The organism is Segatella oulorum F0390 (assembly GCF_000224615.1).
Lineage (GTDB): Bacteria > Bacteroidota > Bacteroidia > Bacteroidales > Bacteroidaceae > Prevotella > Prevotella oulorum.
Genome location: NZ_JH114215.1, coordinates 475264 through 501756 on the forward strand (window position 1 = coordinate 475264; position 26493 = coordinate 501756).

24 protein-coding genes and 1 pseudogene are annotated in these 26493 nt (G+C 47.1%); 19 read left to right on the forward strand and 6 right to left on the reverse strand.

Annotated elements, in window-relative coordinates; all coding sequences use genetic code 11:
• A complete protein-coding gene (gene mnmE, locus HMPREF9431_RS02025; protein WP_004379405.1) occupies positions 1–1356 on the forward strand; it encodes a tRNA uridine-5-carboxymethylaminomethyl(34) synthesis GTPase MnmE in 1356 nt (451 codons plus the stop codon).
• Between the two features lie 56 nt (positions 1357–1412).
• Here the strand turns inward: mnmE and HMPREF9431_RS02030 are convergent, their stop codons facing one another.
• Together HMPREF9431_RS02030 and HMPREF9431_RS02035 are read right to left on the reverse strand one after the other, a co-directional pair.
• Positions 1413–1700, reverse strand: a complete 288-nt coding sequence (locus tag HMPREF9431_RS02030) for a hypothetical protein (protein ID WP_040560691.1) — start codon at positions 1698–1700, stop codon at positions 1413–1415.
• A 254-nt stretch (positions 1701–1954) separates the two neighbouring features.
• Positions 1955–3412 carry an aminoacyl-histidine dipeptidase gene (locus HMPREF9431_RS02035; RefSeq protein ID WP_004379407.1) on the reverse strand — a complete coding sequence of 486 codons (1458 nt, stop codon included), beginning with the start codon at positions 3410–3412 and terminating at the stop codon, positions 1955–1957.
• A 101-nt stretch (positions 3413–3513) separates the two neighbouring features.
• Here HMPREF9431_RS02035 and HMPREF9431_RS02040 point away from each other — a divergent pair, with 101 nt between their 5' ends.
• The 4 genes from HMPREF9431_RS02040 to trmD all read left to right on the forward strand — a co-directional run bounded on the left by HMPREF9431_RS02040 (position 3514) and on the right by trmD (position 7173).
• On the forward strand, positions 3514–3708 hold the full coding sequence (locus HMPREF9431_RS02040; RefSeq protein ID WP_004379408.1) for a hypothetical protein: 195 nt from the start codon (positions 3514–3516) through the stop codon (positions 3706–3708).
• Positions 3709–3741: 33 nt separating this feature from the next.
• A complete protein-coding gene (locus tag HMPREF9431_RS02045; RefSeq protein WP_004379409.1) occupies positions 3742–4359 on the forward strand; it encodes an OmpH/Skp family outer membrane protein in 618 nt (205 codons plus the stop codon).
• Positions 4360–4446: 87 nt separating this feature from the next.
• Positions 4447–6480, forward strand: a complete 2034-nt coding sequence (ligA, locus tag HMPREF9431_RS02050; protein WP_050795603.1) for an NAD-dependent DNA ligase LigA — start codon at positions 4447–4449, stop codon at positions 6478–6480.
• 18 nt (positions 6481–6498) lie between these two features.
• Positions 6499–7173: a tRNA (guanosine(37)-N1)-methyltransferase TrmD gene (trmD, locus tag HMPREF9431_RS02055; protein WP_004379411.1), complete on the forward strand. Its 675-nt coding sequence runs from the start codon at positions 6499–6501 to the stop codon at positions 7171–7173.
• A 535-nt stretch (positions 7174–7708) separates the two neighbouring features.
• On the opposite strand, the gene HMPREF9431_RS02060 is transcribed toward trmD, so the two are convergent.
• The 3 genes from HMPREF9431_RS02060 to HMPREF9431_RS02070 all read right to left on the reverse strand — a co-directional run bounded on the left by HMPREF9431_RS02060 (position 7709) and on the right by HMPREF9431_RS02070 (position 11839).
• Positions 7709–9991: an ATP-dependent helicase gene (locus HMPREF9431_RS02060; protein WP_004379412.1), complete on the reverse strand. Its 2283-nt coding sequence runs from the start codon at positions 9989–9991 to the stop codon at positions 7709–7711.
• A 12-nt stretch (positions 9992–10003) separates the two neighbouring features.
• Positions 10004–10744 (reverse strand): monofunctional biosynthetic peptidoglycan transglycosylase, encoded by a 741-nt coding sequence (mtgA, locus tag HMPREF9431_RS02065; protein ID WP_004379413.1) that lies wholly within the window; start codon positions 10742–10744, stop codon positions 10004–10006.
• Positions 10745–11155: 411 nt separating this feature from the next.
• Positions 11156–11839 (reverse strand): OmpA family protein, encoded by a 684-nt coding sequence (locus HMPREF9431_RS02070; protein ID WP_004379416.1) that lies wholly within the window; start codon positions 11837–11839, stop codon positions 11156–11158.
• Positions 11840–12034: 195 nt separating this feature from the next.
• Here HMPREF9431_RS02070 and proS point away from each other — a divergent pair, with 195 nt between their 5' ends.
• The 6 genes from proS (at position 12035) to HMPREF9431_RS02100 (ending at position 19107) form a co-directional block, all read left to right on the forward strand.
• Complete coding sequence (proS, locus tag HMPREF9431_RS02075; RefSeq protein ID WP_004379418.1) at positions 12035–13516, forward strand: proline--tRNA ligase; 1482 nt, start codon at positions 12035–12037, stop codon at positions 13514–13516.
• A gap of 36 nt (positions 13517–13552) precedes the next feature.
• Positions 13553–14068 carry a DUF4494 domain-containing protein gene (locus tag HMPREF9431_RS02080; protein WP_004379420.1) on the forward strand — a complete coding sequence of 172 codons (516 nt, stop codon included), beginning with the start codon at positions 13553–13555 and terminating at the stop codon, positions 14066–14068.
• Positions 14069–14079: 11 nt separating this feature from the next.
• On the forward strand, positions 14080–14754 hold the full coding sequence (locus tag HMPREF9431_RS02085; protein ID WP_004379421.1) for a YggS family pyridoxal phosphate-dependent enzyme: 675 nt from the start codon (positions 14080–14082) through the stop codon (positions 14752–14754).
• 66 nt (positions 14755–14820) lie between these two features.
• On the forward strand, positions 14821–16035 hold the full coding sequence (locus HMPREF9431_RS02090) for a pyridoxal phosphate-dependent aminotransferase (protein ID WP_004379424.1): 1215 nt from the start codon (positions 14821–14823) through the stop codon (positions 16033–16035).
• Entirely contained in the window at positions 16032–17279 is a 1248-nt protein-coding gene (locus tag HMPREF9431_RS02095; RefSeq protein WP_040560696.1) for an ABC transporter permease, read from the forward strand. Before HMPREF9431_RS02090 ends, HMPREF9431_RS02095 begins: the two co-directional genes overlap by 4 nt.
• 160 nt (positions 17280–17439) lie before the next feature.
• The gene (locus HMPREF9431_RS02100; protein ID WP_004379426.1) at positions 17440–19107 is read left to right on the forward strand and encodes an AMP-binding protein; all 1668 of its coding nucleotides are present in this window, start codon (positions 17440–17442) and stop codon (positions 19105–19107) included.
• Here HMPREF9431_RS02100 and HMPREF9431_RS02105 read toward each other — a convergent pair.
• Entirely contained in the window at positions 19104–19403 is a 300-nt protein-coding gene (locus tag HMPREF9431_RS02105; RefSeq protein ID WP_155812915.1) for a hypothetical protein, read from the reverse strand. The genes HMPREF9431_RS02100 and HMPREF9431_RS02105 overlap by 4 nt on opposite strands.
• Positions 19404–19679: 276 nt before the next feature.
• Between HMPREF9431_RS02105 and map the strand changes: the two genes are divergently transcribed.
• From map to HMPREF9431_RS13345, 8 genes and pseudogenes are all read left to right on the forward strand, one after another.
• Entirely contained in the window at positions 19680–20543 is an 864-nt protein-coding gene (gene map / locus HMPREF9431_RS02110) for a type I methionyl aminopeptidase (RefSeq protein WP_004379427.1), read from the forward strand.
• A 2-nt stretch (positions 20544–20545) separates the two neighbouring features.
• Positions 20546–21577: a tRNA (adenosine(37)-N6)-threonylcarbamoyltransferase complex transferase subunit TsaD gene (tsaD, locus tag HMPREF9431_RS02115; RefSeq protein ID WP_404827950.1), complete on the forward strand. Its 1032-nt coding sequence runs from the start codon at positions 20546–20548 to the stop codon at positions 21575–21577.
• 11 nt (positions 21578–21588) lie between these two features.
• Positions 21589–22101, forward strand: a complete 513-nt coding sequence (locus HMPREF9431_RS02120; RefSeq protein WP_004379429.1) for a CinA family protein — start codon at positions 21589–21591, stop codon at positions 22099–22101.
• 121 nt (positions 22102–22222) lie between these two features.
• Entirely contained in the window at positions 22223–22486 is a 264-nt protein-coding gene (rpmB, locus tag HMPREF9431_RS02125) for a 50S ribosomal protein L28 (protein ID WP_004379430.1), read from the forward strand.
• A gap of 5 nt (positions 22487–22491) precedes the next feature.
• Positions 22492–22680, forward strand: coding sequence for a 50S ribosomal protein L33 (gene rpmG / locus HMPREF9431_RS02130; protein WP_004379431.1), 189 nt, complete (start codon positions 22492–22494; stop codon positions 22678–22680).
• A 25-nt stretch (positions 22681–22705) separates the two neighbouring features.
• Complete coding sequence (locus HMPREF9431_RS12095; RefSeq protein ID WP_004374897.1) at positions 22706–22864, forward strand: DUF4295 domain-containing protein; 159 nt, start codon at positions 22706–22708, stop codon at positions 22862–22864.
• A gap of 260 nt (positions 22865–23124) precedes the next feature.
• Positions 23125–25845 (forward strand): pyruvate, phosphate dikinase, encoded by a 2721-nt coding sequence (gene ppdK / locus HMPREF9431_RS02135; RefSeq protein ID WP_004379432.1) that lies wholly within the window; start codon positions 23125–23127, stop codon positions 25843–25845.
• Positions 25846–26152: 307 nt separating this feature from the next.
• Positions 26153–26493: pseudogene (locus tag HMPREF9431_RS13345) on the forward strand (IS256 family transposase, variant Zn-binding type); the annotation flags it as partial.

Below are 26493 nucleotides of genomic sequence, written 5' to 3' on the forward strand. Positions count from 1 at the left end.
ATGAACGACACCATCTGTGCCCTCGCCACACCTGCAGGAGGAGCCATCGGCATTATCAGAGTGAGCGGCGATAAGGCCGTCCGCATCACCGATGAGCTTTTTAAAGCAAAAAACAAAAAACATCTTTCCGACGCTAAAGGAAACACATTGCACTATGGAGAATTCTGTGATGCAAAACAGCAGCCCATTGATGAGGTTGTCGTTAGCGTCTACAAAGCTCCGCACAGCTATACGGGTGAAGATAGCACAGAGATTTCGTGTCACGGTTCGGCCTACATCCTCAAGCGAGTGATGCAAGCTCTCATCGATAAAGGATGCAGGTCGGCACAACCTGGTGAATACACGCAACGAGCCTATCTCAATGGGAAGATGGATTTAAGTCAGGCAGAAGCTGTTGCCGACTTAGTTTCCGCAAGCAACAAAGCCTCTCACCAACTGGCACTCAGCCAAATCAGAGGACATTTCAGCAATGAGCTATCCCAACTGCGCAACATGTTGCTCCACATCACATCGCTACTCGAACTTGAACTGGACTTCTCTGACCACGAAGAATTGGAATTTGCTGACCGAAAAGAGCTCAAAAATCTCGCCGAAACAATTCACCAACGAATAGCAGCCCTCACAAAATCCTTCGAGACGGGAAAGGCCGTAAAGGAAGGTGTTCCGGTGGCCATCGTCGGGAAAACAAACGTTGGGAAAAGCACGCTACTCAACTGTTTGCTTCATGAAGAAAAGGCTATTGTGAGCGATATCCATGGGACAACGCGGGATGTGATAGAAGACACTACCGAGATAAATGGAATAACGTTTAGATTCATTGACACTGCGGGAATTCGTCACACCGACAACACGATCGAACAAATGGGCATTGAGCGCACCTACATGAAGCTCAACGAGGCGGCAATCATTCTGTGGATTGTCGACCAGACTCCAACAAAGGAAGAGTTTAAGCAGATGCAGAGCCGCACGGAAGGAAAGCAGCTCATCATGGTGCACAATAAAGCCGACCTCAATCCGCCCCACAGTCAGCCGAATCCACCAACAGACATCGCAATATCGGCAAAATACCAACAAAACATTCAAGCATTGGAACAGCTCATTTTTCAGGCTGCCCATCTGCCAGAAATCAACGAAAATAGCGTCATCCTAACCAATGCGCGCCACTACGAAGCACTCACTCGATCCGACGAAATGATTATTCGGGTCATAGAAGCCCTCAACACAGGAATCAGTGGCGATCTTATCAGCGAGGATTTAAGAGTGTGCCTGAGCCAATTAGCCGAAATAACTGGTGGCCAAATCACACCCAACGAAGTGCTTGGCAATATATTCAAACACTTCTGTATCGGTAAATAGCCCCTACCCCAACGGTCCAACAGCCTCTTATCACGCCCATATCTCTTGCATTTTTATCAAAAAACAGTCGAAACTCCCCCGGCATCTCGTGCGTTTTTATCAAAAACAATCGAAACTCCCCTGGTATCTCGTGCGTTTTTACCAAAAACAGTCGAAACTCCCCCGGCATCTCGTGCATTTTTATCAAAAACAATCGAAACACCCCCGGTATCTCGTGTGTTTTTATCAAAAACAGCCGAAATTCCCCTGGTATCTCGCATGTTTTTACCAAAAACAGCCGAAATTCCCCTGGTATCTCGCATGTTTTTACCAAAAACAGTCGAAACTCCCCCGGCATCTCGCATGTTTTTATCAAAAACAAGCGATTGTCATTCCCCCAACAGGGAGTTTACGTCCGGTTGGGCTTCGCATCAAATTCGGAATGACGCAGAATGGTTTAAAGCAGACTTTTATAAACAAGAAACTTTGTAACTTTTCGCATTTTCAAATGAATGTCAAATCCTACGATAATTTCTCTCTTTTTGTCCGTTGAATGAAAACAAAGAATGGGTGCACCGATGTGTTGGTGCACCCATTCTTTTCGATAAGGTTTGCAGGATTAATCCTGCGGAATATTCTTCAAAACATCCAACAAATGATCCCAAACCATTTGCACCGTTGGAATGAGCAAACGCTCGTCAGGAGTGTGGACGTAGCGCAGGGTAGGGCCAAAGCTAACCATGTCTAACTCGGGATATTTCTCGGAGAACAGACCGCACTCTAAGCCAGCATGGATGCCACGCACGACGGGCGTTTTGCCAAACAGCTTTTTATAGGAATCGACGGTTACCTTAACCAATTTGCTGTTAGGATTCATCTTCCAAGCGGGATAGCCATCGTTTTGCAACACGTCAGCACCGCCCAATTCAAACGCGGCTTTCACGGTGTTGGCCATGTTTTTAAGGTTGCTCATCACGTTGCTGCGCTGGCTGGCTACGATCACCACCTTATTTTCTTCGCTTTGCACACTGGCCACATTGCTTGAGGTTTCGACCATGTTTTCGAGCGCCTTGTCTTGGCAGAATGTGAGTGGACCGTTGTCTAAAGCCTGCAAACTGCGGATGAGGTTTTGTGAGACGGTAGCTGGCAAAACGGTTTGTGCTTGTGTCTCGGCCAAATTCCAGTGCATAACGGGATCGGTCACATGGAATTCTTCTTCAACACCTGCAATCAGCTTTTTCCACACTTGCTCCACTTCGGCCCTTTGGTCTGTGGGCACGGCAAAGATAATCTTTCCGTCGCGCGGAATCGCGTTGTGCATACGCCCCGAATTCCATTGCGCTAAACGCAGTGGCATCTGGCTTTGCAGCAAATAGAGGAAGCGCGCCATGATTTTAATGGCATTCGCACGCTTCTTGTTGATGTCGTCGCCCGAATGTCCGCCAGTGAGTCCCTTTAGCGAAGCCTCCATGAATGTGTAGTCTGCAGGAGCAGCTTCGCGCGTAAACGTGAACGTAGCTGTTGTATTAATACCACCAGCACACGATACAAAGATCTGACCTTCATCCTCTGAATCGAGATTGATGAGATATTTTCCGCTCATAAAGCCGGCTTTCATGCCAAATGCACCCGTAAGCCCCGTTTCTTCATCACGCGTGAACACACACTCGATGGGACCATGGGCGATGTCGTCGCTGTCCAAAATGGCCAACTCAATGGCGCATCCAATACCATCATCGGCACCCAACGTCGTACCTTTTGCCTTCAACCATTCGCCATCAACATAGGTTTGGATTGCATTGTTGTGAAAATCGAATTCGACATCCACCAACTTGTCGCAAACCATATCCATGTGGCTTTGCAAAATGGTTGTGCCCATGTGCTCCATTCCTTTCGTAGCGGGTTTACTGATTAGGATATTACCCGTTTCATCTTCCTTGCATGCAAGGCCCCGATTGGCGGCAAATTTCTTTAGATAAGCAGCCATCTTTTCTTCGTGTTTCGAAGGACGAGGTATTTGATTAATGGCAGCAAACTGCTCAAACACCCGTGCTGGTTTTAATTCTACATTACTCATTTTAATATCTTTTTATTTCGTTTTGTTTTGTCCTTTATTCGATTTATATTACCTTTGCTCGCGATAAAATATCAAAAAAGGTACGCACAAAAGTAATAAAAATGATCAAGACTCTTCTCTTGTCTATGTTAATAATTGCAATAGCTTTCGCATTATTGGGAATTAAGTTGCTTCTTCGGAAGAATGGTAAGTTTTCGTCGCAACATATTCACGACAATGCCGCACTGCGCAAACAAGGCATTCATTGCGTCATTGACCAAGATAAAGAAGCACGTCGTGCGGGGAAAGCCTATTAATAAAATGTTGAATTTAGATTTATAAATGAAAATATGAATAAGAAAAACATTCTGAAAGTGTTGACGATAACGGCTGCCACCATGGCTGCGTTGTCAAGTTGTAACCAGTCTGCGCCAAAGGTAGATGCTAAATCTGATACATCGCAAAAAGTGCCTGCGTCGCTGAAAATTGCCTACGTTGAGGTGGACAGCATCATGAGCCAGTATAAATTTTGCAAGGATTATTCGCTCATTTTGCAGCGCAAGGGTCAAAATATCAAGAGCACATTGGCTGCTAAACAGCAGCAATTACAAGCCGCTGCCGCCAATTTCCAACAAAAGATGCAGCAAAATGCCTACACGCGCGATCAAGCTGAAGCGATTAATGCGAATTTGCAAAAGCAGAATGCTGACTTGCAAATGTTGGATCAGCGCTTGACAAACGAATTTCAAAACGAAACCGAGAAATATAACAATGCATTGCGCGACAGCATACAGCATTATCTCAAAATCTATAATCAGGACAAGCATTATAGTTTGATTTTGAGTAAGGCCGGCGACAATTTACTTTATGCCGACAAGGCATTTGACATCACGAACGAGGTGGTTGCAGGTTTGAACAAGGCCTATAAACCCTCAGCTAAAATGACCGCAGCTGCAGCTAAGAAGTAATCGCATTGCAACAAACGATTTCTAAATCATGCTACTATCCGGCATCGCGTTGGGTAGTAGCATTTTTTCTTCACACGGACGACGCTTATGACAACAGATAAGATTCAGCAAATGCGCGAGTGGGTCGAACAGCTCAATCAGGCAGCCGATGCCTATTATAATGGACAAGGCGAGTTGCTTACCGACTATGAATGGGACGCGCGCTTCGACCAGTTGAAACGCTTAGAAGAGGAAATAGGAGTTGTTTTGCCCGACTCACCCACCAATAAAGTTTCTGCCGATAATATCAGCGGCGCAAAAGAGGCACACGAGTTTCCTGCTCTATCCTTAGCCAAGACAAAACAGCCTATAGATTTGGCGAAGTGGGCTGAAGGCCGCCCTATTTGGATGAGCTGGAAACTTGATGGATTAACCCTCGTCGTGACATTCGATGCAGGGAGATTGACCAAGGTTGTCACGCGCGGCAATGGGCACATCGGCACCAATATCACGCATTTGGCCAATGCCATTCAAGGCATCCCAGAAACCATCCCCTATCAGGGGCACGCAGTGGTGCGCGGCGAGTGCGTCATCAGTTATGCCGATTTCGAACAATTCAATATCGAGAGTGACGAAGAATATGCCAACCCACGCAATTTGGCTTCGGGATCGCTCACGCTAAAAGATGTGGACGAAGTAAGGTCACGCCATTTACAATGGATTCCATTCACCTTGGTGTACACCGACAACGAAATTCGTTCTTGGGGTGCGCGCATAGAATGGCTGCGCCAAAACGGAATGCACCCTGTTGCGCACGAAGAGATTCTGAACCCGACGCTGCAAAATATTGAGCAAACCATTGCGCATTGGACAGAACAGGTGACGCAGAAGATTAACCCCTACCCTGTCGACGGCTTGGTAATTACGTATGATGACACGCAATATGCACAAACGGGCAGCGTGACAGGACATCATGCCACCCGCGCCGGCTACGCATTTAAATGGCAGGACGAGCATGCCGACACCACCTTAGACCATGTGGAATGGAGTTGTGCAGCCAGCACCATCTCGCCCGTGGCCATTTTCTCGCCCGTAGAGCTTGAGGGAACCACCGTGAAGCGCGCATCGCTTTGCAATATCAGCGAATGCGAGCGATTAGGCATCGGCGAACAGGGTACGAAGCTGCGTGTCATCAAGGCGAATAAGATTATACCCAAGGTTATCGAGGTGATTGAAACGGTGGGCACACTTCAAGTGCCGTGTACATGCCCAGTTTGCCAATTGCCCACCCAAATTTCAGTGAGCGAGGTCAGCAACACCAAGACCTTGCATTGCACAAACAAAGATTGTCCGGCTAAACAGTTAAAAAAGTTTGCCCGCTTTGTAAGCAAGGAAGGAATTAACATTGAAGGAATGTCCGAGCAAACCGTCGTGAAGTTTATGAATTTAGGCTGGATTAAGACCTATACCGACCTGTTCCTGTTGAAGGATTATGCTGAAGCGATGGCACAATTAGATGGCTTTGGCTTGCGCAGCACGCAGAAATTGCTGGCCTCCATCGAACGGGCACGCACTGTCGATGCACAGCATTTTCTCTTCGCCTTGAGCATTCCGCTTTGTGGGCAAGACGTTTGCCGCCGCCTATTACAGGCTTATCCGCTAACCGATTTGATGGCTATCGCACGCCAACCGAATGCCGAGCCGGGCCATTCTCTGTTGGCCGAGATTGCAGGCATTGGTCCCGAAAAGAGTAGCCAGTTCGAGCGTTGGTTTCGCGATGAAGAGCATTTCAACATCGTAACTCGTCTGATGCAACAGCTGCACATCTCACAGCCACCTGTGACACAGCAAGGCAACCGTTGTGCCGGGCTCACCTTCGTCATCACAGGCGATGTCGTTCATTATAAGAACCGCAATGCGCTCAAGGCCTATATCGAAAGTCAGGGCGGAAAGGTGACGGGAAGTGTGAGCAAATCAACGCACTACCTCATCAATAACGACGCAACGTCGACCAGTGCCAAAAATCAAAAGGCCCACCAGTTGGCTATCCCCATCATCACCGAGGACGAATTTATGGCGAAGTTCACGGCAGCCGACGAGCACGACGACAACGTATCGGCATCCCTTCAGTATTCAAAATAAAACGAAATTCTTGCAAACATGCGAATCGATATTATCTCCGTTCTGCCCACCATGATGGAGGGCTTTTTCCAAGAATCCATCTTGGCGCGGGCACAAAAGAAAGGGCTCGTCGACATTCAGTTGCACAATCTGCGTGACTATTCCACCGACAAATGGCGCCGCGTTGACGATTATCCCTATGGTGGCAGCGCCGGCATGGTGATGCAATGCGAGCCCATCGACCGGTGCATCTCGGCCTTGCAAGCCCAGCGCCACTATGACGAGGTGATTTACATGAGCCCCGATGGAGAAACCTTCAATCAGCACATCGCTAACGAGCTCTCGCTCAAAGGAAACCTCATCATGCTTTGCGGTCATTACAAAGGCATTGACCAGCGCATACGCGAGCACCTCATCACACGCGAACTCAGCATTGGCGACTATGTGCTCACGGGAGGCGAACTGGCTGCGGCCGCTATCACCGATGCCATTGTGAGGCTCATCCCGGGCAGCATCAGCGACGAACAAAGTGCGCTGAGCGACTGTTTTCAAGACGACCTCTTGGCCGCTCCCATCTACACGCGTCCTGCAGACTATAAAGGATGGCGCGTGCCCGAGATTTTGCTGAGTGGCAACGAAGCCAAAATACGCCAATGGGAATTTGAGCAAGCCATGGAGCGAACCAAACGCTTGCGCCCCGACTTGCTGAAATAATCTTCCTCTCCGCATTTCGGTTGAAGGTGGCATAAGGTTATGACAGCCGTTCCCCAAACAGGATGAAGCTGGCATAAAGTTATGACAGCCGTTCCCCAAACAGGATGAAGCTGGCATAAGGTTATGCCTACCATTCCCCAAACAGGATGAAGCTGGCATAAGGTTATGACTGCCGTTCCCTAAACAGGGTGAAGCAGGCATAACGTTATGACAGCCGTTCCCCAAACAGGATGGAGCAGGCATAAGCTTATGCCTATTGTTCCCCAAACAGGTTGGAGCTGGCATAAGGTTATGACAGCTGTTCCCAAAACAGGATGAAGCAGGCATAAGGTTATGACAGCTGTTCCCAAAACAGGATGAAGCAGGCATAAGGTTATGACAGCTGTTCCCAAAACAGGATGAGCGCGGCATAAGGTTATGGCTGGCGTTCCTCGTTTTGGGAGAAAGCGTTTCTTTGCAAATCTACCTCAAAACGAATGCGGTGCAACAGAAACTCGTGTAGAATGGAAGGTATCGAATGGCGGTTGTGCACCATTCAAGATTTAATTTTGTAGCGCGCAAATTTCAGCAAGAGCACTTTTCGGCCTACGTTCTCAAACGTGACAGTGGCTTTCAAGTTGTCGCCTTCACCCTCTAAAAAGTCAACCGTGCCAATGCCAAATCGCTGGTGTTCGATGATGCTACCACTTTTCAGGTCATCGCTTGCAACAACAGCGTTGTTGCCGCCCGATGAAATGGTGGTTGAAGGCGTGTGGAGCGCTTGCAACCTGCTGTGCGATTGAAGCGGTGAGGGAGAGATGCGAGCCACAGGACGTTCGAAATCTGCTGTTTCGGTTTCATTGAATAAGGTGTCGTTCTCGTGCAAAGCCATATAGCGCGCATCGATGTCGCGAATAAAACGGCTGGGCGAGCTAAACACCAATTTGCCATAACGCCATCGGCTCTTGGCATTGGTGATGAAACAGCGCTTTCCGGCACGCGTGATGGCGACATAGAGCAATCGGCGCTCCTCTTCTAATTCGCGTGCTGTGGTGGTGCACATCGGACTGGGAAAGATGTTTTCCTCTAAGCCCACGATGAAAACATTGGCAAACTCCAATCCCTTGGCCGAGTGAATGGTCATCAACGAAACGCGGTTGTTGTCATCGGGATTGTTGCGGTCTTGGTCGGTGAGCAGCGACACCTCCTGCAAGAAGTCCACCAGATAGATTTCGTCGGCATTGCCTTCCTCCTTTTGCGAGGCCACAAAATCTTGCAAGCCGTTGAGCAACTCCTTCAGGTTGTCTTGCCTGTCGAGCGCTTCTTGGTCTTTCGACGAGAAGATATCGGTGCTGATACCCGATTCCTTGATGATTGTCGTACCCAATTCGTAGGCATCTTTTTCGGCTACCTGCGCCATGAACGACGTGATGAGCGTTGCAAAGTTGTGCAGTTTGGTAGCCACGCTGCCGCTCACATCCAAATTGTAGGCCAGCGGATTAACAATCACATTCCACAGGCTCGTTTGGTGGGTTTGTGCACAAACAGCGATTTTGCTCACGGTGGTGTCACCAATGCCGCGCTTCGGATAGTTGATAATTCGACGCAGTGCCTCTTCGTCGTCGGGATTGGCCACCATGCGGAAATAGGCCAGCACGTCCTTGATGACCTTGCGCTGATAGAAACTCATTCCGCCGAAGATGCGATAAGGAATTTCTTGCTTGAGCAGTTCCTCTTCCAAAACTCTGCTCTGCGCGTTGGTGCGGTAGAGAATGGCAAACTGGGTGTAGTCGCAATGTTCCTGCCGCACGATGTCGGCAATGTGATGCCCCACGACCGTAGCCTCTTCCCGATCGCTGTGCAGCGGCTCATAAATAAGCTTTTCGCCGAGGGCATTTTCGCTGAACGATGCTTTGGGAATCTGCCGCTCGTTATGGCGAATGAGGCTGTTGGCCGCTTGAACAATATTTTGTGTCGAACGATAATTCTGCTCCAACTTAAAGAGCTTGCACTGAGGATAGATGTTCTGAAAGTTAAGAATGTTATCGATGTTCGCACCACGAAAACCATAAATGCTCTGCGCATCGTCGCCCACCACACAGATGTGTTGCTGCTCACGGGTGAGTTGCGTGACAATCTCTTGCTGCACGGCATTGGTGTCTTGAAACTCATCGACCAACACATAGCGGAAGCGCGCAGCATATTTCTGCCGGATGTCTTCGTGTTCATGAAACAACTTCCAGGTGAGCACCAGCAAATCGTCGAAATCCATTGCATTGGCTTGCACACATCGCTGCTCATAAACCTGATAGATTTTATAAAGATAGCTCTGCTTATTCATGTTGTCGCGCTTGCGCAGATTCACACGCGTGGCATAATCACTGGCCGAGATAAGATGGTTCTTGGCCATGCTGATGCAGGCGTGCACCGACGATGGCTTATAGACTTTCTCATCAAAGCCAAGCTCCTTGGTGATGTTTTTCAGCAACGAACGACTATCCGACTCATCGTAAATGGTGAAATTGCGTTGATAGCCCACATGCTCGGCCTCGACACGCAGGATGCGCGAAAAGATGCTATGGAAGGTACCCATGTAAAGATAGTGCGCGCGATTCTCGTCCACCATGGTGGCTATGCGTTGACGCATTTCGCCCGCCGCTTTGTTGGTGAACGTTAAGGCCAAAATGCTCCAAGGTTCATAATGCAACTCCTCCATGAGATAGGCAATCTTATAGGTGAGCACACGGGTCTTGCCCGAACCCGCACCGGCTATCACTAATTGTGGACCGTCACAATATTTTACAGCTTCGAGCTGACTTGGATTTAAATCTAACTGCATGTCACTTTGTTTTTATCGCGCATAAACCCCACCCGATGCTGTTCGTGGATCATAATCTTCGCCCTCTTTCGGAAAGGCAGGCATGAAACGCATGTTTTGTAAAATTTGGCCGCGCCGCTTGAAAACATAGCTATCGGGCTGCGCACTATTAAAGCGAATGGGATTGGGCAACGTGGCGGCAATCGTGGCACAATCGCGGCGCGACAAATCGAGTGCGTCTTTCCCAAAATGATATTCGGCCACGGCATCGGCACCATAAATTCCTTTGCCCATCTCGATTGAATTGAGATAAACTTCCATGATGCGCTGCTTGCTCCAAAGCACCTCAATCAAGGCCGTGAAATAAACCTCAAAACCTTTTCTCACCCACGACCGCCCCGGCCACAAAAACACATTCTTGGCCGTCTGCTGACTAATGGTGCTGGCACCGAGCTTGCGCTTGCCACCTTTCATGTTGCGCTTGGCCGCCTTTTCAATGGCGTCATAATCAAAACCATGGTGCAACAAAAAGCGCTGGTCTTCGCTGGCCATCACCGCCACGGGGAGATGGGGCGAAATTTCGTCTAACGGAACCCAATGGTGATGCCAAACCACCGACTCGCCACTGCCTAATTGTTGAAAGGTGCGAATGAACATGAGCGGCGTGACATAAACCGGAAGGAAGCGCAACAGGATGACAGAAAGGATGGACGAGGCGAAAAACAAAGCCCCACCCCATCGAACGACTTTCCAAATGATGCTTTTTAGTGCCATTTACAAGCGTTTTTTGTTTTATATCGTTTGCCCAGCCGTGGGCAAGTCTCAAATTATTTTGTTGACGTTTGCCCAACCCTGGGCAAGTCTCAAATTATTTTTTTGACGTTTGCCCAACCCTGGGCAAGTCTCAAATTATTTTTTTGACGTTTGCCCAACTTTGGGCAAGTCTCAAATTTATTTTTTGCCGTTTGCCCAACTCTGGGCAAGTCTCAAATTTATTTTTTGCCGTTTGCCCAACTCTGGGCAAGTCTCAAATTTATTTTTTGACGTTTGCTGGAACCTCGGCAAGGCTCAAATTTATTTTTTTGCATTTGCCGGAATGTCGGCAAGTCTCTTTTACTTCAAAAAGAGAGGGAGCCTGCCTTTCGGCATCCCCTCTCCACTATTATTTTGAAATAAACGGTGCGCTTAGAGCGTTCCCTTATTTGCTTTTTCAACCATGGCTGGTGAAGCATACAAATAAACTTCAACACGACGGTTTTGTTTGCGACCGGCTGCGGTTGAATTGCTTGCAACAGGATTTTCGCTACCCTTGCCTTCTACATTCTTAAATTGCGAAGAAGAAACGCCACAGCTCTTTAAATAGCTCACTACGCTGTGGGCGCGATTATTGCTCAAAGGAATGTTGATGCCATCGTTGCCCGTTGAATCGGTGTAACCATAAATGTCTACGTGGCAATCGTTGTTGTTCTTCAACACGGTTGAGAACTTCGACAAATCGTTCCTTGAACCTGCCGTCAAATCAGCTTTGTTGGTAGCGAAAAGAATGCCGCTATCAAACGTCACTCTGACAGCCTTCAAACCATTAGCATCGGTCACCTCGTCGACCTTAGCATTCTTGATTTGTGCAGCTTGCGCCGCAACTTTATCCATGTGACGGCCAATGAGTGCGCCTGCACCCGAGCCAATGGCTCCGCCAATAGCTGCACCAATAGCCGTGCTCTTTGTGTCCTTACCGATGATGTTACCCACAATACCACCTAAAACTGCGCCAGCACCGCCGCCGGCCAAAGCTCCTGTGCCTTGCTTGGTTGCACAACCAAAAACGGAAAGCACACATAATCCTGCTACTACTGTTTTTAAATTTTTCATATCTCTAATAATTTTTGATGAAATGTTATCGCTGCAAAGGTAGTTGTTTTTCCAACACGAACGATTGCAAACCAACTATTTTTTTGTAATTTTGCAGGCAAATTTAGAATTTCTTGGGAGCATTTCTCTGTGGAATGCACCTATTTTAATTAGGGGTTTCCCTAAGTAGAACGCAACAAAATTAGAAGAAAGATAATGGCAAAAGAACTCAAAGAACTTACCAAACGGGCTGAAAACTACAGCCAATGGTATAATGATTTAGTGGTGAAAGCTGATTTGGCTGAGCAGTCGCCCGTGCGCGGTTGCATGGTAATTAAACCTTATGGTTATGCCATTTGGGAAAAAATGCAGCAACAACTCGATAAGGAATTTAAAAAGGCGGGTGTGCAAAATGCCTACTTTCCACTGTTAATTCCAAAAAGTTTCTTTAGTCGTGAGGCCGAACATGTGCAAGGCTTTGCTAAGGAGTGTGCCGTGGTGACGCACTATCGTTTGAAAGAGAACGAGGATGGTAGCGATGTTGTAGTCGACCCGTCGGCTAAGTTAGAAGAAGAGTTGATTATTCGGCCTACTTCGGAAACCATTATCTGGAATACCTATAAAGGATGGATTAAATCGTGGCGCGATCTGCCCATCATGTGCAACCAATGGTGCAACGTGATGCGCTGGGAAATGCGTACACGCCCATTCCTTCGCACATCAGAATTTCTTTGGCAAGAAGGCCACACGGCACACGCCACAAAAGAAGAGGCCGAAGCCGAAGCACAGAAGATGCTCAAGGTTTATGCCGACTTTGCAGAGAAATGGATGGCTGTGCCCGTGATACAAGGGGTGAAGAGCGAAACAGAACGCTTTGCCGGTGCTCTCGATACTTACACGATTGAGGCGATGATGCAAGATGGCAAGGCATTGCAAAGCGGAACGAGCCATTTCCTTGGTCAAAACTTTGCCAAGAGTTTTGATGTCACCTTTTTAAATAAAGAGAATAAGCCTGAATATGTTTGGGCAACGTCATGGGGGGTGAGCACGCGTTTGATGGGTGCACTTATCATGGTGCACAGCGATGACAATGGTTTGGTGTTGCCACCCAACCTCGCACCTATTCAGGTGGTGATGATTCCCATCTACAAGAACGACGAACAGCTGAATGCCATCTGTGAGAAGTTGCAACCCGTCATTCGCGAATTGCAGGCAGCAGGCGTTTCGGTGAAATTAGATGATTCGGACAATAAACGTCCTGGATTTAAATTTGCTGACTACGAATTGAAGGGAGTTCCCGTGCGTTTGGCTATGGGTGCGCGCGATTTAGAAAACAACACCATCGAACTGATGCGACGTGACACACTCGAAAAAGAGAATGTGAGCTTCGATAACATCGCTCAACATGTGACAGAACTGCTGGCAGACATCCAAAATAATCTTTTCGAGAAAGCACGCCGTTATCGTGATGCTCATATTTACGAGTGCGATAACTACGATGAGTTTAAAACAAAAGTAAAAGATGGTGGTTTCTTCCTTTGCCATTGGGATGGCACTGCAGAGACCGAAGCAAAAATTAAAGAAGAAACACAGGCTACCATTCGCTGTATCCCGTTTGGATATGAACAAACAGAAGGCGTAGACATGGTGTCAGGGAAACCTGCAAAATGTCGTGTCATCATAGCACGTAGTTATTAATGAATGGATAGGATTGACCCATAAAGAAAGAAGAATATGAGAAGTAGAACAGCAACTTGGTTTGAAACCAAGATACGTTATGAGAAAACCATTGACGATGGTTCGCAAAAGAAAGTTTCTGAAAGTTATGTTGTAGATGCGCTGAGTTTCACAGAAGCTGAAAATACAATCATAGAAGAGATGAGCGCATACATCAGCGGCGACTTTAAAGTGACCGACTTAAAACAAGCCAGCTATGGTGAGATTTTCTTCAGCGATGCAGATAGTGACGATAAGTGGTATAAATGCAAGTTGCAATTTATCACCATTGATGAGAAAACAGAGAAGGAAAAGCGCTCCAACGTAACCTATTTGGTACAAGCCAACAACTTGCCTGTGGCCGTGAAACATGTCGATGAGGTCATGAATGGCACAATGATCGACTATGCGATTGTTACTGTGCAAGAAACACAAATTATGGATGTGTTTGAACACAATAGCACCAAAGCAAAGGGCGAGGCGCACAATGATGTTCCCGAATACGAGGCTACTTCGACGAGAGAAAATCAATAAGCAAGGAAAGTATGGAAGTTGATGTAGCGAAAAATCTTAAGACTGTATTGCAAGCATTGCCAAAGCAAGTGCAATTAGTAGCCATCAGCAAATATCATCCTGTAGAGTATATTGAAGCAGCCTATGCTGAAGGGCAGCGTGTTTTTGGTGAGAGTCATGAACAAGAGCTCAAACAAAAGGTCGCCACACTGCCTAAGGATATTAAATGGCACTTTATCGGGCACTTGCAAACCAATAAGGTGAAATATATTGCCCCCTATATTTCGATGATTGAGTCGGTAGACAGTTTGAAACTCCTCAAAGAGATTGATAAACAGGCAACTAAACACGACCGTACAATTCAAGTGCTTTTAGAGCTTCATGTGGCTGAAGAAGAGACGAAATCTGGCCTATCTTTCGACGCATGTCGTGCGCTTTTAGATGAAGGGGAGTGGCGTCAACTGAATCATGTTCAAATTTGTGGCATCATGATGATGGCCACCAATACCGATGATGCTGTCAAGATAGCACAAGAATTTGATGCCGCCTGGCACTTCTTCGATGAGATAAAGCAGCAATATTTTGCCAATGACGATGCCTTTTGCCAACGTTCATGGGGAATGAGCCACGATTATCAGATTGCCGTTCAGCATGGCTCAACAATGGTACGCGTTGGAACGAACATCTTTGGCCCTCGTGTTTATTAATAGTCTCATAAAATGTATCATCACAAAGTAGCGGTTGATCAACTGCTACTTTAATTTAAAATAAATATGCCCGAAATATCTGTTCGTGGTTTGGAAATGCCTCAATCGCCCATTCGCAAATTAGCTCCATTGGCTAATGCTGCAAAAGAAAGAGGTATAAAAGTTTATCACCTGAATATTGGTCAGCCCGATCTCCCCACTCCACAATGTGGTTTGGATGCCCTCAAAAAGATAGATCGCACCATCCTTGAATATTCACCAAGCCAAGGCTATTTGAGTTATCGCAAGAAATTAGTGGGATATTATGAGAAATATAATATCCATGTCTCTCCCGATGACATTATCATTACATCCGGTGGAAGTGAAGCTGTTTTATTTGCTTTCATGAGCTGTTTAAATCCTGGTGATGAAATCATTGTTCCAGAACCGGCTTATGCAAATTATATGGCTTTTGCTATCAGTGCAGGTGCGCGCATTCGAACAATAGCAACAACGATAGAAGAAGGTTTCTCTCTTCCGAAAGTTGAAAAGTTTGAAGAGTTGATAAACGAACATACACGAGCCATCATGATATGCAACCCTAACAACCCTACAGGTTATCTTTACACGCGACGGGAGATGAATCAGATTAGGGATTTAGTCAAGAAGTATGATCTTTATCTGTTCTCGGACGAAGTATATCGTGAATATATCTATACGGGGTCACCCTATATTAGTGCCTGCCACTTGGAAGGTATCGAAAACAATGTTATTCTCATAGACTCTGTCTCGAAGCGTTATTCTGAATGCGGCATTCGAATAGGTGCACTTATTACGAAAAACGAGCAAGTAAGGAACGCTGTTATGAAGTTTTGTCAGGCACGATTATCTCCGCCTCTGATAGGTCAAATTGTTGCTGAAGCCTCTTTAGATGCGCCAGAATCTTATTATCGTGATGTTTATGATGAATATGTAGAACGCAGAAAGTGTTTAATTGATGGATTAAACCGCATCCCTGGCGTATACTCTCCCATTCCAATGGGTGCATTCTACACTGTAGCCCAACTTCCTATCGACGATAGTGAAAAGTTCTGTCGTTGGTGCTTAGAATCATTCAATGATAATGGTGAAACGGTGATGATGGCGCCTGCGTCTGGATTTTACACTACGCCCGGTGCAGGACAAAATCAAGTGCGCATCGCCTACGTATTGAAAAAAGCCGATTTGGAACGGGCTCTTGAGGTGCTTAGAAAAGCACTTGAGGCTTATCCCGGAAGAACGCTACAAGAAAAATCGCTGTGAATTTACCTCTGTTTTTAGCTAAACGAATAGCACATCATGCTGGAGATGGCAGGACAGTATCACGACCTACTATCAGAATTGCCATGGCCGGTGTTGCCATTGGTTTAGCTGTGATGATGATTTCAGTGAGCGTTGTTTTAGGATTTAAGCATACAATCCGTGATAAAGTAATTGGCTTTGGCGGACAAATTCAGGTAGCTAATTTCCTAACACTACAGACGGGCGACAACTATCCCATTGAGATGGATGACTCTATGATGGCTGTGTTGCGTGCCACAGAAGGGGTAAAGCATGTGCAGCGCTATACCTATATACAAGGCATTCTCAAAACGAATCACGACTTTTTGGGGGTGATGCTGAAAGGGATTGGGCCGGAATACGACACAACTTTCCTTCAGCATTACTTGAAAGCAGGCGAGCTACCCAAGTTCTCTGATCATCAAGGCAGCAACAAACTTGTTATCTCACAAAGCATAGCCAACAAGTTAGGTATAAAAGTTGGCGATAAGCTCTTCGCCTATTTCATTAATCAAGGTGGAGTGCGCATGCGACGGTTTACAATCTGCGGCATCTACCAAACCAACCTCGCACAATATGATGATGTGACCAGCTTCACTGATTTGTATACCGCAAGGAAACTTAATGGATGGAACGATGACCAAGCGACCGGAGCCGAAATCAGTTTGAAGGATTTCAAAGATGCCGACTTGGTAGAGAGCCGATTCGTGAAGTATGTAAATCGGACGACCGACCATTATGGCGAGACTTATTCATCAAAAACGATTCGTGACATTGCGCCACAACTATTCTCCTGGCTCGACTTGTTAGACCTCAATGTTTGGATTATTTTGGCATTGATGATGGCTGTTGCGGGCGTGACCATGATTTCGGGATTGCTGATTATTATTCTCGAGCGCACCGTAATGATAGGCATACTCAAAGCACTTGGTGCACGGAATAAAACCATTCGCCACACCTTCATTTGGTTTGCCGCATTCATTATAGGACGTGGCATGCTGATAGGCAATCTCGTTGCTTTAGGCCTCATTAGCCTGCAACGCTTCACAGGCTTAGTGAAATTAAATCCGCAGACCTATTATGTAAGCACCGTGCCTGTTGAATATAATTTTGTGCTGTTCGCACTGCTCAATCTTGCCACCTTACTCATCTGCGTAGCGGTGCTCATTGCGCCGAGCTATTTCATATCGCACATTCATCCGGCAAAATCAATGCGCTACGAATAAAACAGCCAATTAAGTGCACATAAAGTTTTGGAATGTGCAAAGAATGCGCTATCTTTGCACAGAATTTTTGGATTTGTGCAAGGTGCTTCACAAAACACATCCCAGAAGAACCTACACGCAACAATAAACGAATTAAAAGCATAAAAGCAAAAACAAGATTATGGATCAAACACAGCATTTCAATAGTCTGATACAACAGTCGATTATAGACAACTGGGACAAGGATGCCTTGACCGACTTTCAAGGTGCAACACTTCAATATCACGACGTTGCACGGAAGATAGAGAAACTCCACATCATGTTTGAAAACAGCGGCATCGTGAAGGGTGACAAAATAGCGCTCGCCGGTCGCAACAGTGCACACTGGGCCGTAGCATTTCTTGCCACACTCACTTATGGTTGCGTGGCCGTTCCCATTTTGCATGAATTCACACCCGACCAGATGCACAACATCGTCAACCACAGCGAAGCACGCCTCCTGTTTGTGGGCGACGTGGTGGCTACGCAGATCGACGCAACAAAGATGCCCCAACTCGAAGGCATCATCTACATCCCCGACTATTCATTGGTGCTTTCGCGCACGGAGAAACTAACGTTTGCACGCGAGCACCTGAATGAGATGTTTGGTCAGCGCTTCCCGAAATATTTCCGCAAAGAACATGTGAACTACCATATTGAGCAAAGCCCCGACGAGTTGGCCCTCATCAACTACACAAGTGGAACGACGGGCTTCTCGAAAGGCGTGATGCTGCCCTATCGCGCCCTTTGGAGCAATGCCTATTTCGCACAGAGCGTGTTGGGAAGCGAGGTGAAAAGCGGCGACCGCATCATCAGCATCCTCCCCATGGCCCACATGTATGGCATGGCCTTCGAATTCATCTTTGAATTCCTTACGGGCTGCCACATCTATTTCCTCACGCGCATTCCGAGCCCGGCAATTATTGCGCAGGCCTTCAGCGAAATCAAACCGAGAGTCATCATCAGCGTGCCCCTCGTGATCGAGAAAATCATCCGCAAACGCGTGTTCCCCAAACTGCAAAACAATGCCATCCGCCTGCTCATGCACATGCCCGTGATTGCAAAGAAACTGGGCGACAAAATCTGTCAGCAAGTGAGCGATGCCTTTGGCGGCCAGTTCTACGAGGTCATCATCGGCGGTGCGGCTTTCAATCAAGAGGTCGAGAAGTTTCTCCATCGCATTGGCTTTAAATACACCGTGGGTTATGGTGCCACGGAGTGCGCCCCCATCATTTGCTATGCCGACTACCACACCTACGTGCCGGGCAGTTGCGGCCGCCCCGTGGTCAACATGCAAGTGGAAATCGACAGCCCCGACCCCGAACGCATCCCCGGCGAAATCTTGGCCAAGGGCATGAACGTCATGTTGGGCTATTACAAAAACGAAGAAGCCACGCGTCAGGCGCTCGATGCCGAGGGGTGGTACCACACGGGCGATTTAGGCACGATGGATGCGCAAGGCAACGTGTTCATCAAAGGCCGTTCGAAGAACATGCTGTTGGGTGCCAGCGGGCAAAACATCTATCCCGAGGAAATTGAAGATAAGCTCAATTCGATGGAATTGGTCAGCGAGTGCATCGTCATTCAAGAAGGCGACAAGCTCGTCGGCTTGGTTTACCCCGATTATGATGAAGCCCAAAGTTTAGGCCTCTCCAACAGCGACATTGAGAAGGTGATGGAGCAAAACCGCGCCGAGCTCAACCAATCGCAACCCGCCTACTGTCGCCTGTCCAGCATACGGCTGCGCAGCGAGGAGTTTGAGAAGACGCCCAAGAAAAGCATCAAACGCTACCTTTACCAAAAAGCTTAGTCGGCACGAATTTCCTTAGAATTTTCTGCGCCGCAGGGTCGATTGGCAGTAGCGCCTCTGGATTTTCTGCGCCGCAGGGTTGCACGTCCAAAAAAACCGAGTTTTTTCTGCGCCGCAGGGTTGCATGTCCAAAAATAATGGATTTTTTCTGCGCCGCAGGGTTGCATGTCCAAAAATAATGGATTTTTTCTGCGCCGCAGGATTGCATGTCCAAAAATAATGGATTTTTTCTGCGCCGCAGGGTTGCATGTCCAAAAATAATGGATTTTTTCTGCGCCGCAGGGTTGCATGTCCAAAAATAATGGATTTTTTCTGCGCCGGAGGGTCGCGCGTCAAAAAACAACGAGTTTTTTCTGCACCGGAGGCTCGTTCGTCAAAAGATAATGGATTTTTTCTGCGCCGGAGGGTTGCACGTCAAAAAACAACGAGTTTTTTCTGCGCCGGAGGCTCGTTCGTCAAAAAACAACGGTTTTCTACTGCGCGCGGAACAGCTGCCAACCGAAAATATTGATTATAAATGATGTGGGTCTCGAATATATGTTGTATTTTTGCACGAGTTTAAAAAGCAGGATATGAATTTCAAGAAAAAAAGATGGCACTGTCTTCCGGGACAGCCCATTACAGCGCTTGATAAGCAGGTGATGTACTGGGAAAACAAGGGAAAGTTGGTGCCCACGCGCGATATGATTAAAACGCCCGAGCAGATTGCCGGCATTCGCATTGCCGGCAAAGTGAACACGGGCTGTTTGGATGCTGTGGCAGCCATCATCCGTCCCGGCATCTCGACCCAAGATATCGATGACGTTTGCATGCAATATTGCAAGGATAACAACGCGGTTCCGGCCTGTCTGAATTATGAAGGATTTCCGAAGAGCGTGTGCACGAGCATCAACGAGGTGGTTTGCCACGGCATTCCCAAGAAAGAGGACATCTTGCGTGAGGGCGACATCGTGAATGTCGACATGACCTTGAGCGTGAACAATTATTTTGGCGATGCTTCGCGCATGTTTATCGTTGGCGGAAAGACCACGCCCGAGAAGGAACAGTTAGTGCGCGTGGCTAAAGAGTGCTTGGAAATTGGAGCCGAGGCAGCCAAACCCTATTGCTTTGTGGGCGACATTGGACATGCCATTCAAAAACATGCCGAGAAATATCATTATGGTGTGGTGCGCGACCTTTGCGGCCACGGCGTGGGATTGGCCATGCACGAGGAGCCCGAAGTGCTGCACTATGGTCATCAAGGCACGGGCATGCTGCTGGTGCCGGGCATGGTGTTCACCATCGAGCCGATGATTAACATGGGCACGTGGAAAGTGTTTATCGATGCCGACGACCCTTATGGCTGGGAGGTGATTTCGGGCGACGAGAAACCCAGCGCACAGTGGGAACACACATTCCTCATGACCGAAACCGGCGTTGAAGTGCTTTCGTATTAACAATGATGGAAAAGGATATATATATATTAGGTATAGAGAGCTCGTGCGATGACACCTCTGCCGCCGTGCTCAAAAATGGCGTCATCCTCTCCAATGTCACCGCTTCGCAAGATGTGCATCGTGCCTACGGTGGTGTAGTGCCCGAACTGGCCTCGCGTGCCCATCAGCAAAATATTGTTCCTGTGGTCGATCAAGCCATCAAGCGGGCAGGCATCACCAAAGAAAAGCTCAGCGCTGTGGCTTACACACGTGGCCCCGGCCTCATGGGCTCGCTGCTGGTGGGAGTGAATTTTGCCAAAGGTTTTGCACGTGCGCTCAACATACCCTTGTTAGACGTGAACCATCTGCAAGGCCACGTCTTGGCACATTTCATTAAAGAAAGCGACGACGACACCAGTGCGCCACCCCTACCCTTCATCTGCCTGCTCGTTTCGGGCGGAAATTCACAAATCGTGCAAGTAAATGCTTACAACGACATCAAAGTGCTGGGGCAAACCATTGACGATGCCGCGGGCGAAGCGATTGACAAATGCTCGAAAGTTATGGGCTTAGGCTACCCCGGAGGGCCTGTCATCGATAAATTAGCGCGACAAGGCAATCCTCACGCTTATCAATTTGCAGAGCCACAGGTAGCCGGCTTCGACTATTCGTTCTCAGGGCTGAAGACTTCGTTTCTCTACCATCTGCGCGATTGGGTGAACGAAGATCCCGACTTTGTGGAGCACCACAAAAACGATTTGGCCGCCAGCTTAGAGCATACCATCGTAGACATCTTGATGAAGAAACTGCGCTTGGCTGTAAAGGCCACAGGCATTACCCACGTGGCCGTGGCGGGTGGGGTGTCGGCAAATAACGGACTGCGCAACGCTTTTCACGAGCATGCCCGGAAGTACGGCTGGACCATCTATATTCCAAAGTTCAGCTACACCACCGACAATGCGGCCATGATTGCCATCGTCGGCCAATTTAAATATGCACATCAAGAGTTTGGCACGCTTAATGCGCCTGCCTTTTCAAAAGTAACATTTCAATAAATTCAAACGTTATGGAATTAGAAACAAAAATATTAAGCAAGGATATTCAGCAATATCTCTACGACATCAAATGCACTGTGGCAACCGCTGAAAGCTGTACGGGCGGCCGCATTGCCACAGCTATCATTGCCGTGCCCGGAGCAAGCGATTATTTCAAGGGCGGTGTGGTCTCCTACACCAATGAAGTGAAAGAAAATCTGCTTCACGTGAGTCATGAGACATTGGAACAAGAGACTGCTGTGAGTGAGGCCGTGGCTAAACAAATGGTCGTGGGTGCCTGCGAGACGCTTCACACCGATTATGCGATAGCTGCTACAGGCTGTGCAGGACCATCCGGTGGCACACCCGATATTCCTGTGGGAACTATTTGGCTCGCATGCGGAAATGCTGACGATGTGCACACCTTGAAGCTCGAAGCCGACTATGGCCGAGACATCAATTTGGCGGTTGCAACCAATCGCGCCCTACGTCTGTTCATTGACTACCTCAAGGAAAAACATCCCCACGAGCAGGCTGAAAATTAAAAAAAATGCTTAATTCCAACCATTCTTCATTTGATTATTTTGTATAATTCAAAAATAATTGTAATTTTGCAACCTGTTTGGAATAAGTATCATAAACGAAAACAAAAAGTTAAAGATAGCAATGTCTAAGATTTGTCAGATTACAGGTAAGAAGGCACAATTAGGTTGTAATGTGTCTCACTCAAAGCACCGCACAAAGAGAAGCTTTGATGTTAACCTCTTCAGCAAAAAATTCTACTATGTAGAAGAAAGTTGCTGGATTAGTCTTAAGATCAGTGCAGCTGGTCTTCGTCTCATTAATAAAGTTGGTCTTGACGCAGCACTGAAGCAAGCCGTTTCTAAAGGTTATTGCGATTGGAAAGACATTAAAGTCATAGGAGAATAATTATCATGGCAAAGAAAGCTAAAGGCAACAGAGTGCAGGTAGTGTTAGAGTGCACCGAAATGAAAGATAGCGGAATGCCAGGAACAAGTCGTTACGTTACAACAAAAAATCGTAAGAACACTCCTGAGCGCCTCGAACTGAAGAAGTATAATCCCATCTTGAAAAAGATGACACTTCACAAGGAAATTAAGTAAAATCACCTCTTAAATTCGATAAGAAATGGCAAAGAAAGCAGTCGCTACCCTCCACGAAGGTTCTACGGATGGTCGCGCATATTCAAAAGTTATCAAAATGGTTAAGAGCCCAAAGACCGGTGCCTATGTTTTCGATGAGCAGATGGTTCCGAATGAGGCTGTAAAAGATTTCTTTAAGAAATAATTTTTCAACTATATAATAAAAGAAGGTTGCGAATTCCATCGCAACCTTTTTTATGTTCTTATCTCAGATAAATCTACAGCTGAAGCTATCGTGATGCTGAATACTCCTCCGCTTCCCTACTATTTTTCTTAAAACACACAAAAAATGCAAGCTCTACCTTACAAAAACAGCCCAAAAAGTTGGGGGGCTTTCCATAAATGTGTATATTTGCAACTAATTAAATAAAACAATATAAAACATTTTTATACACCTAAGCTACTATGAGCGAGAAAAGAGTTTATACGTTTGGCAACGGCAAAGCTGAGGGAAGAGCCGACATGAGAAATCTGCTCGGTGGAAAAGGCGCTAACTTAGCCGAAATGAATTTGATTGGCATTCCTGTTCCTCCAGGATTTACCATCACAACAGATGTATGCAACGAGTATTTCGAAAAAGGAAAAGAAAAGGTTGTTGCGTTATTGAAAAACGAAGTCGAACAGGCTGTAAAACATGTTGAAGGCCTCATGAAATCAAAGTTTGGCGACGTTGAAAATCCTTTATTGGTGAGCGTGCGCTCAGGTGCACGAGCCAGCATGCCCGGCATGATGGACACCATCCTAAACCTCGGTTTAAACGACAAAGTGGTTGAGGGCCTGGCACGCAAAACGGGTAATGAGCGATTTGCCTACGACAGCTACCGCCGTTTCGTGCAGATGTATGGCGACGTTGTTCTGGGTATGAAACCCGTGAACAAAGAGGATATCGATCCCTTCGAAGCCATCATCATTGATGTGAAAGGCATGCGTGGCATTTCCCTTGACAATGAGATGAATGTTGACGAACTCAAACTGCTGGTGAAACGCTTCAAAGAGGCTATCAAACAGCAGACAGGAAAAGACTTTCCCACCGACCCCATGGAACAATTATGGGGAGCAATCTGCGCCGTGTTCGATTCGTGGATGAACGAGCGTGCTATTCTCTACCGCAAGATGGAAGGCATCCCTGCAGAATGGGGAACGGCTGTCAGCGTCATGGCTATGGTCTTTGGAAATATGGGAAACACGTCGGCAACGGGTGTTTGCTTCAGCCGTGACGCCGCAACAGGCGAAAATATTTTCAATGGTGAATATTTGGTTAATGCACAGGGTGAAGATGTCGTGGCGGGCATCCGCACACCACAGCAAATCACCAAAGAAGGTTCTATTCGTTGGGCACATCTGCAAGGCATTGACGAAGAAATTCGTGTAACGAAATATCCCTCAATGGAAGAAACAATGCCCGAGATTTTTGCACAGCTCGACAACATTCAAGCAAAGCTCGAACGCCACTATCACGACATGCAAGATATGGAATTCACCGTGCAGGAAGGTCACCTGTGGTTTTTACAAACCCGTAATGGCAAACGTACTGGTACGGCCATGGTGAAGATCGCTATGGACTTGTTGCATGAAGGCGAAATCGATGAAAAGACAGCTTTGGAACGCTGCGAGCCCAATAAATTAGATGAATTGCTCCACCCTGTGTTCGACAAAGAAGCATTGGCAAAAGCTAAAACTCTGACGCGCGGTTTGCCTGCCAGCCCTGGTGCTGCTTGCGGTCAAGTGGTATTCTTTGCTGACGATGCTGAACGCTGGCACGAAGAGGGCAAGCAAGTGGTGATGGTGCGTATAGAAACCAGTCCTGAAGATTTAGCAGGCATGAGCGCTGCCGAGGGAATTTTAACAGCACGAGGTGGCATGACAAGCCATGCAGCTGTGGTTGCACGTGGCATGGGTAAATGCTGTGTGAGCGGTGCTGGAGCACTCAACATCAACTACAAAGCACGCACGGCCGAAATCGATGGTAACGTCATTCACGAGGGCGATTATCTCTCCATCAATGGCTCTACGGGAGAAGTTTATTTAGGAGAAGTAACGACAAAGCCTGCCGAAGTTACGGGAGACTTCGCACAACTCATGGATTTATGCCACAAATATAGCCGACTCAAAGTGAGAACCAACGCCGACACGCCACATGATGCTGAGGTGGCGCGCAACTTTGGTGCAGAGGGCATTGGTCTGTGTCGCACGGAACACATGTTCTTCGAAAACGAGAAAATAAAAGCGATGCGCGAAATGATTCTTGCAGACAGCAAGGAAGGACGTGAGCGAGCACTCGAAAAGCTACTCCCCTATCAGCGGCAAGACTTCTATGGCATTTTGAAAGCAATGGATGGCTATCCGGTAAATGTGCGCCTCTTAGACCCCCCTCTTCACGAATTTGTGCCCCATGATTTAGAAGGTCAACGCGTCATGGCCGATGAAATGGGTGTTTCAATTGAAGAAATTCAACGGCGTGTCAATTCACTAAGCGAACATAACCCGATGTTGGGACATCGTGGCTGTCGATTAGGTAATACTTATCCCGAGATTACGGCCATGCAAACACGCGCCATTTTGGGTGCGGCCATCGACTTGAAAAAGGAAGGCTATAATCCGAAACCGGAGATCATGGTGCCGTTGATTGGTATTGTTAATGAGTTCGATGCACAGGAACAAGTCATTCGTGCTACGGCAAAAGAGCTATTCGAGAAGGAGGGAACCGAGATTCCGTTCAAAGTCGGAACGATGATTGAAATTCCCCGTGCAGCTCTTACCGCAGAAAATATTGCCAAGAAGGCCGAATACTTCAGTTTTGGAACAAACGACCTCACGCAGATGACCTTCGGTTACAGTCGCGACGACATTTCCAGCTTCTTGCCCGTTTACTTAGAAAAGAAAATTCTAAAGGTCGACCCCTTCCAGGTTTTAGACCAAACAGGCGTTGGGCAATTGGTAGAAATGGCTGTGAAGAAAGGTCGCTCTACCCGCCCCGACCTCAAATGTGGCATCTGTGGTGAGCATGGGGGGGAACCCAGCTCGGTGAAGTTCTGTCATCGCGTGGGACTCGACTATGTAAGCTGTTCGCCTTTCCGTGTGCCCATTGCGCGCTTAGCGGCTGCCCAAGCAGCTGTTGAAGAGTAACCCATCACCTTTATTAGGAGTAATAACAGGTTAGCGGAATACCATTTCATACAATGGTATTCCGCTATTTTCCTTATATGGATACGTACCCACCATCAATCTTAGTGTCCTCGCTGCAACATTTAGGTATTGTCCTAAAAAATGTGTAACCATAATTTTCGGCGTAATGGACATTTGGTAGGCTGAAAACCTCTCTGCATCCTTTAATTTACTACCTTTGCAGCATTTGAAAACCTATGAATAAAAAAACTGTGTCTTCTGTAATAGCTCAAATGTTAAAAAAAATGGGCATCGACGTACTGTTCAGATGTATTTTTGCAAGGATTGTGGTAGACAATTTCAAGGTGATCTGCGTATAAATAATATTTCTCTATGGAATGACTATCTGACGGCAAATCGAACGATTTCTGATCTATCCACTCTTTATAAATGTTCAAAGCGAACCATACGACGTAGGTTGAGCTTAGTAGTAGATAGCTTTACTGCTACTTACCCCAAATCTGCAGTAATAATACTGGATACAACATACTTTTCCAGGACATTTGGTGTGATGCTGTTTCAGGATGCTTCATCAGGCAAATACTCTATCGCAAGTTTGTCAAAAACGAACCAACAGAGATTATCTTGACGGACTTCGGTATATTGCGG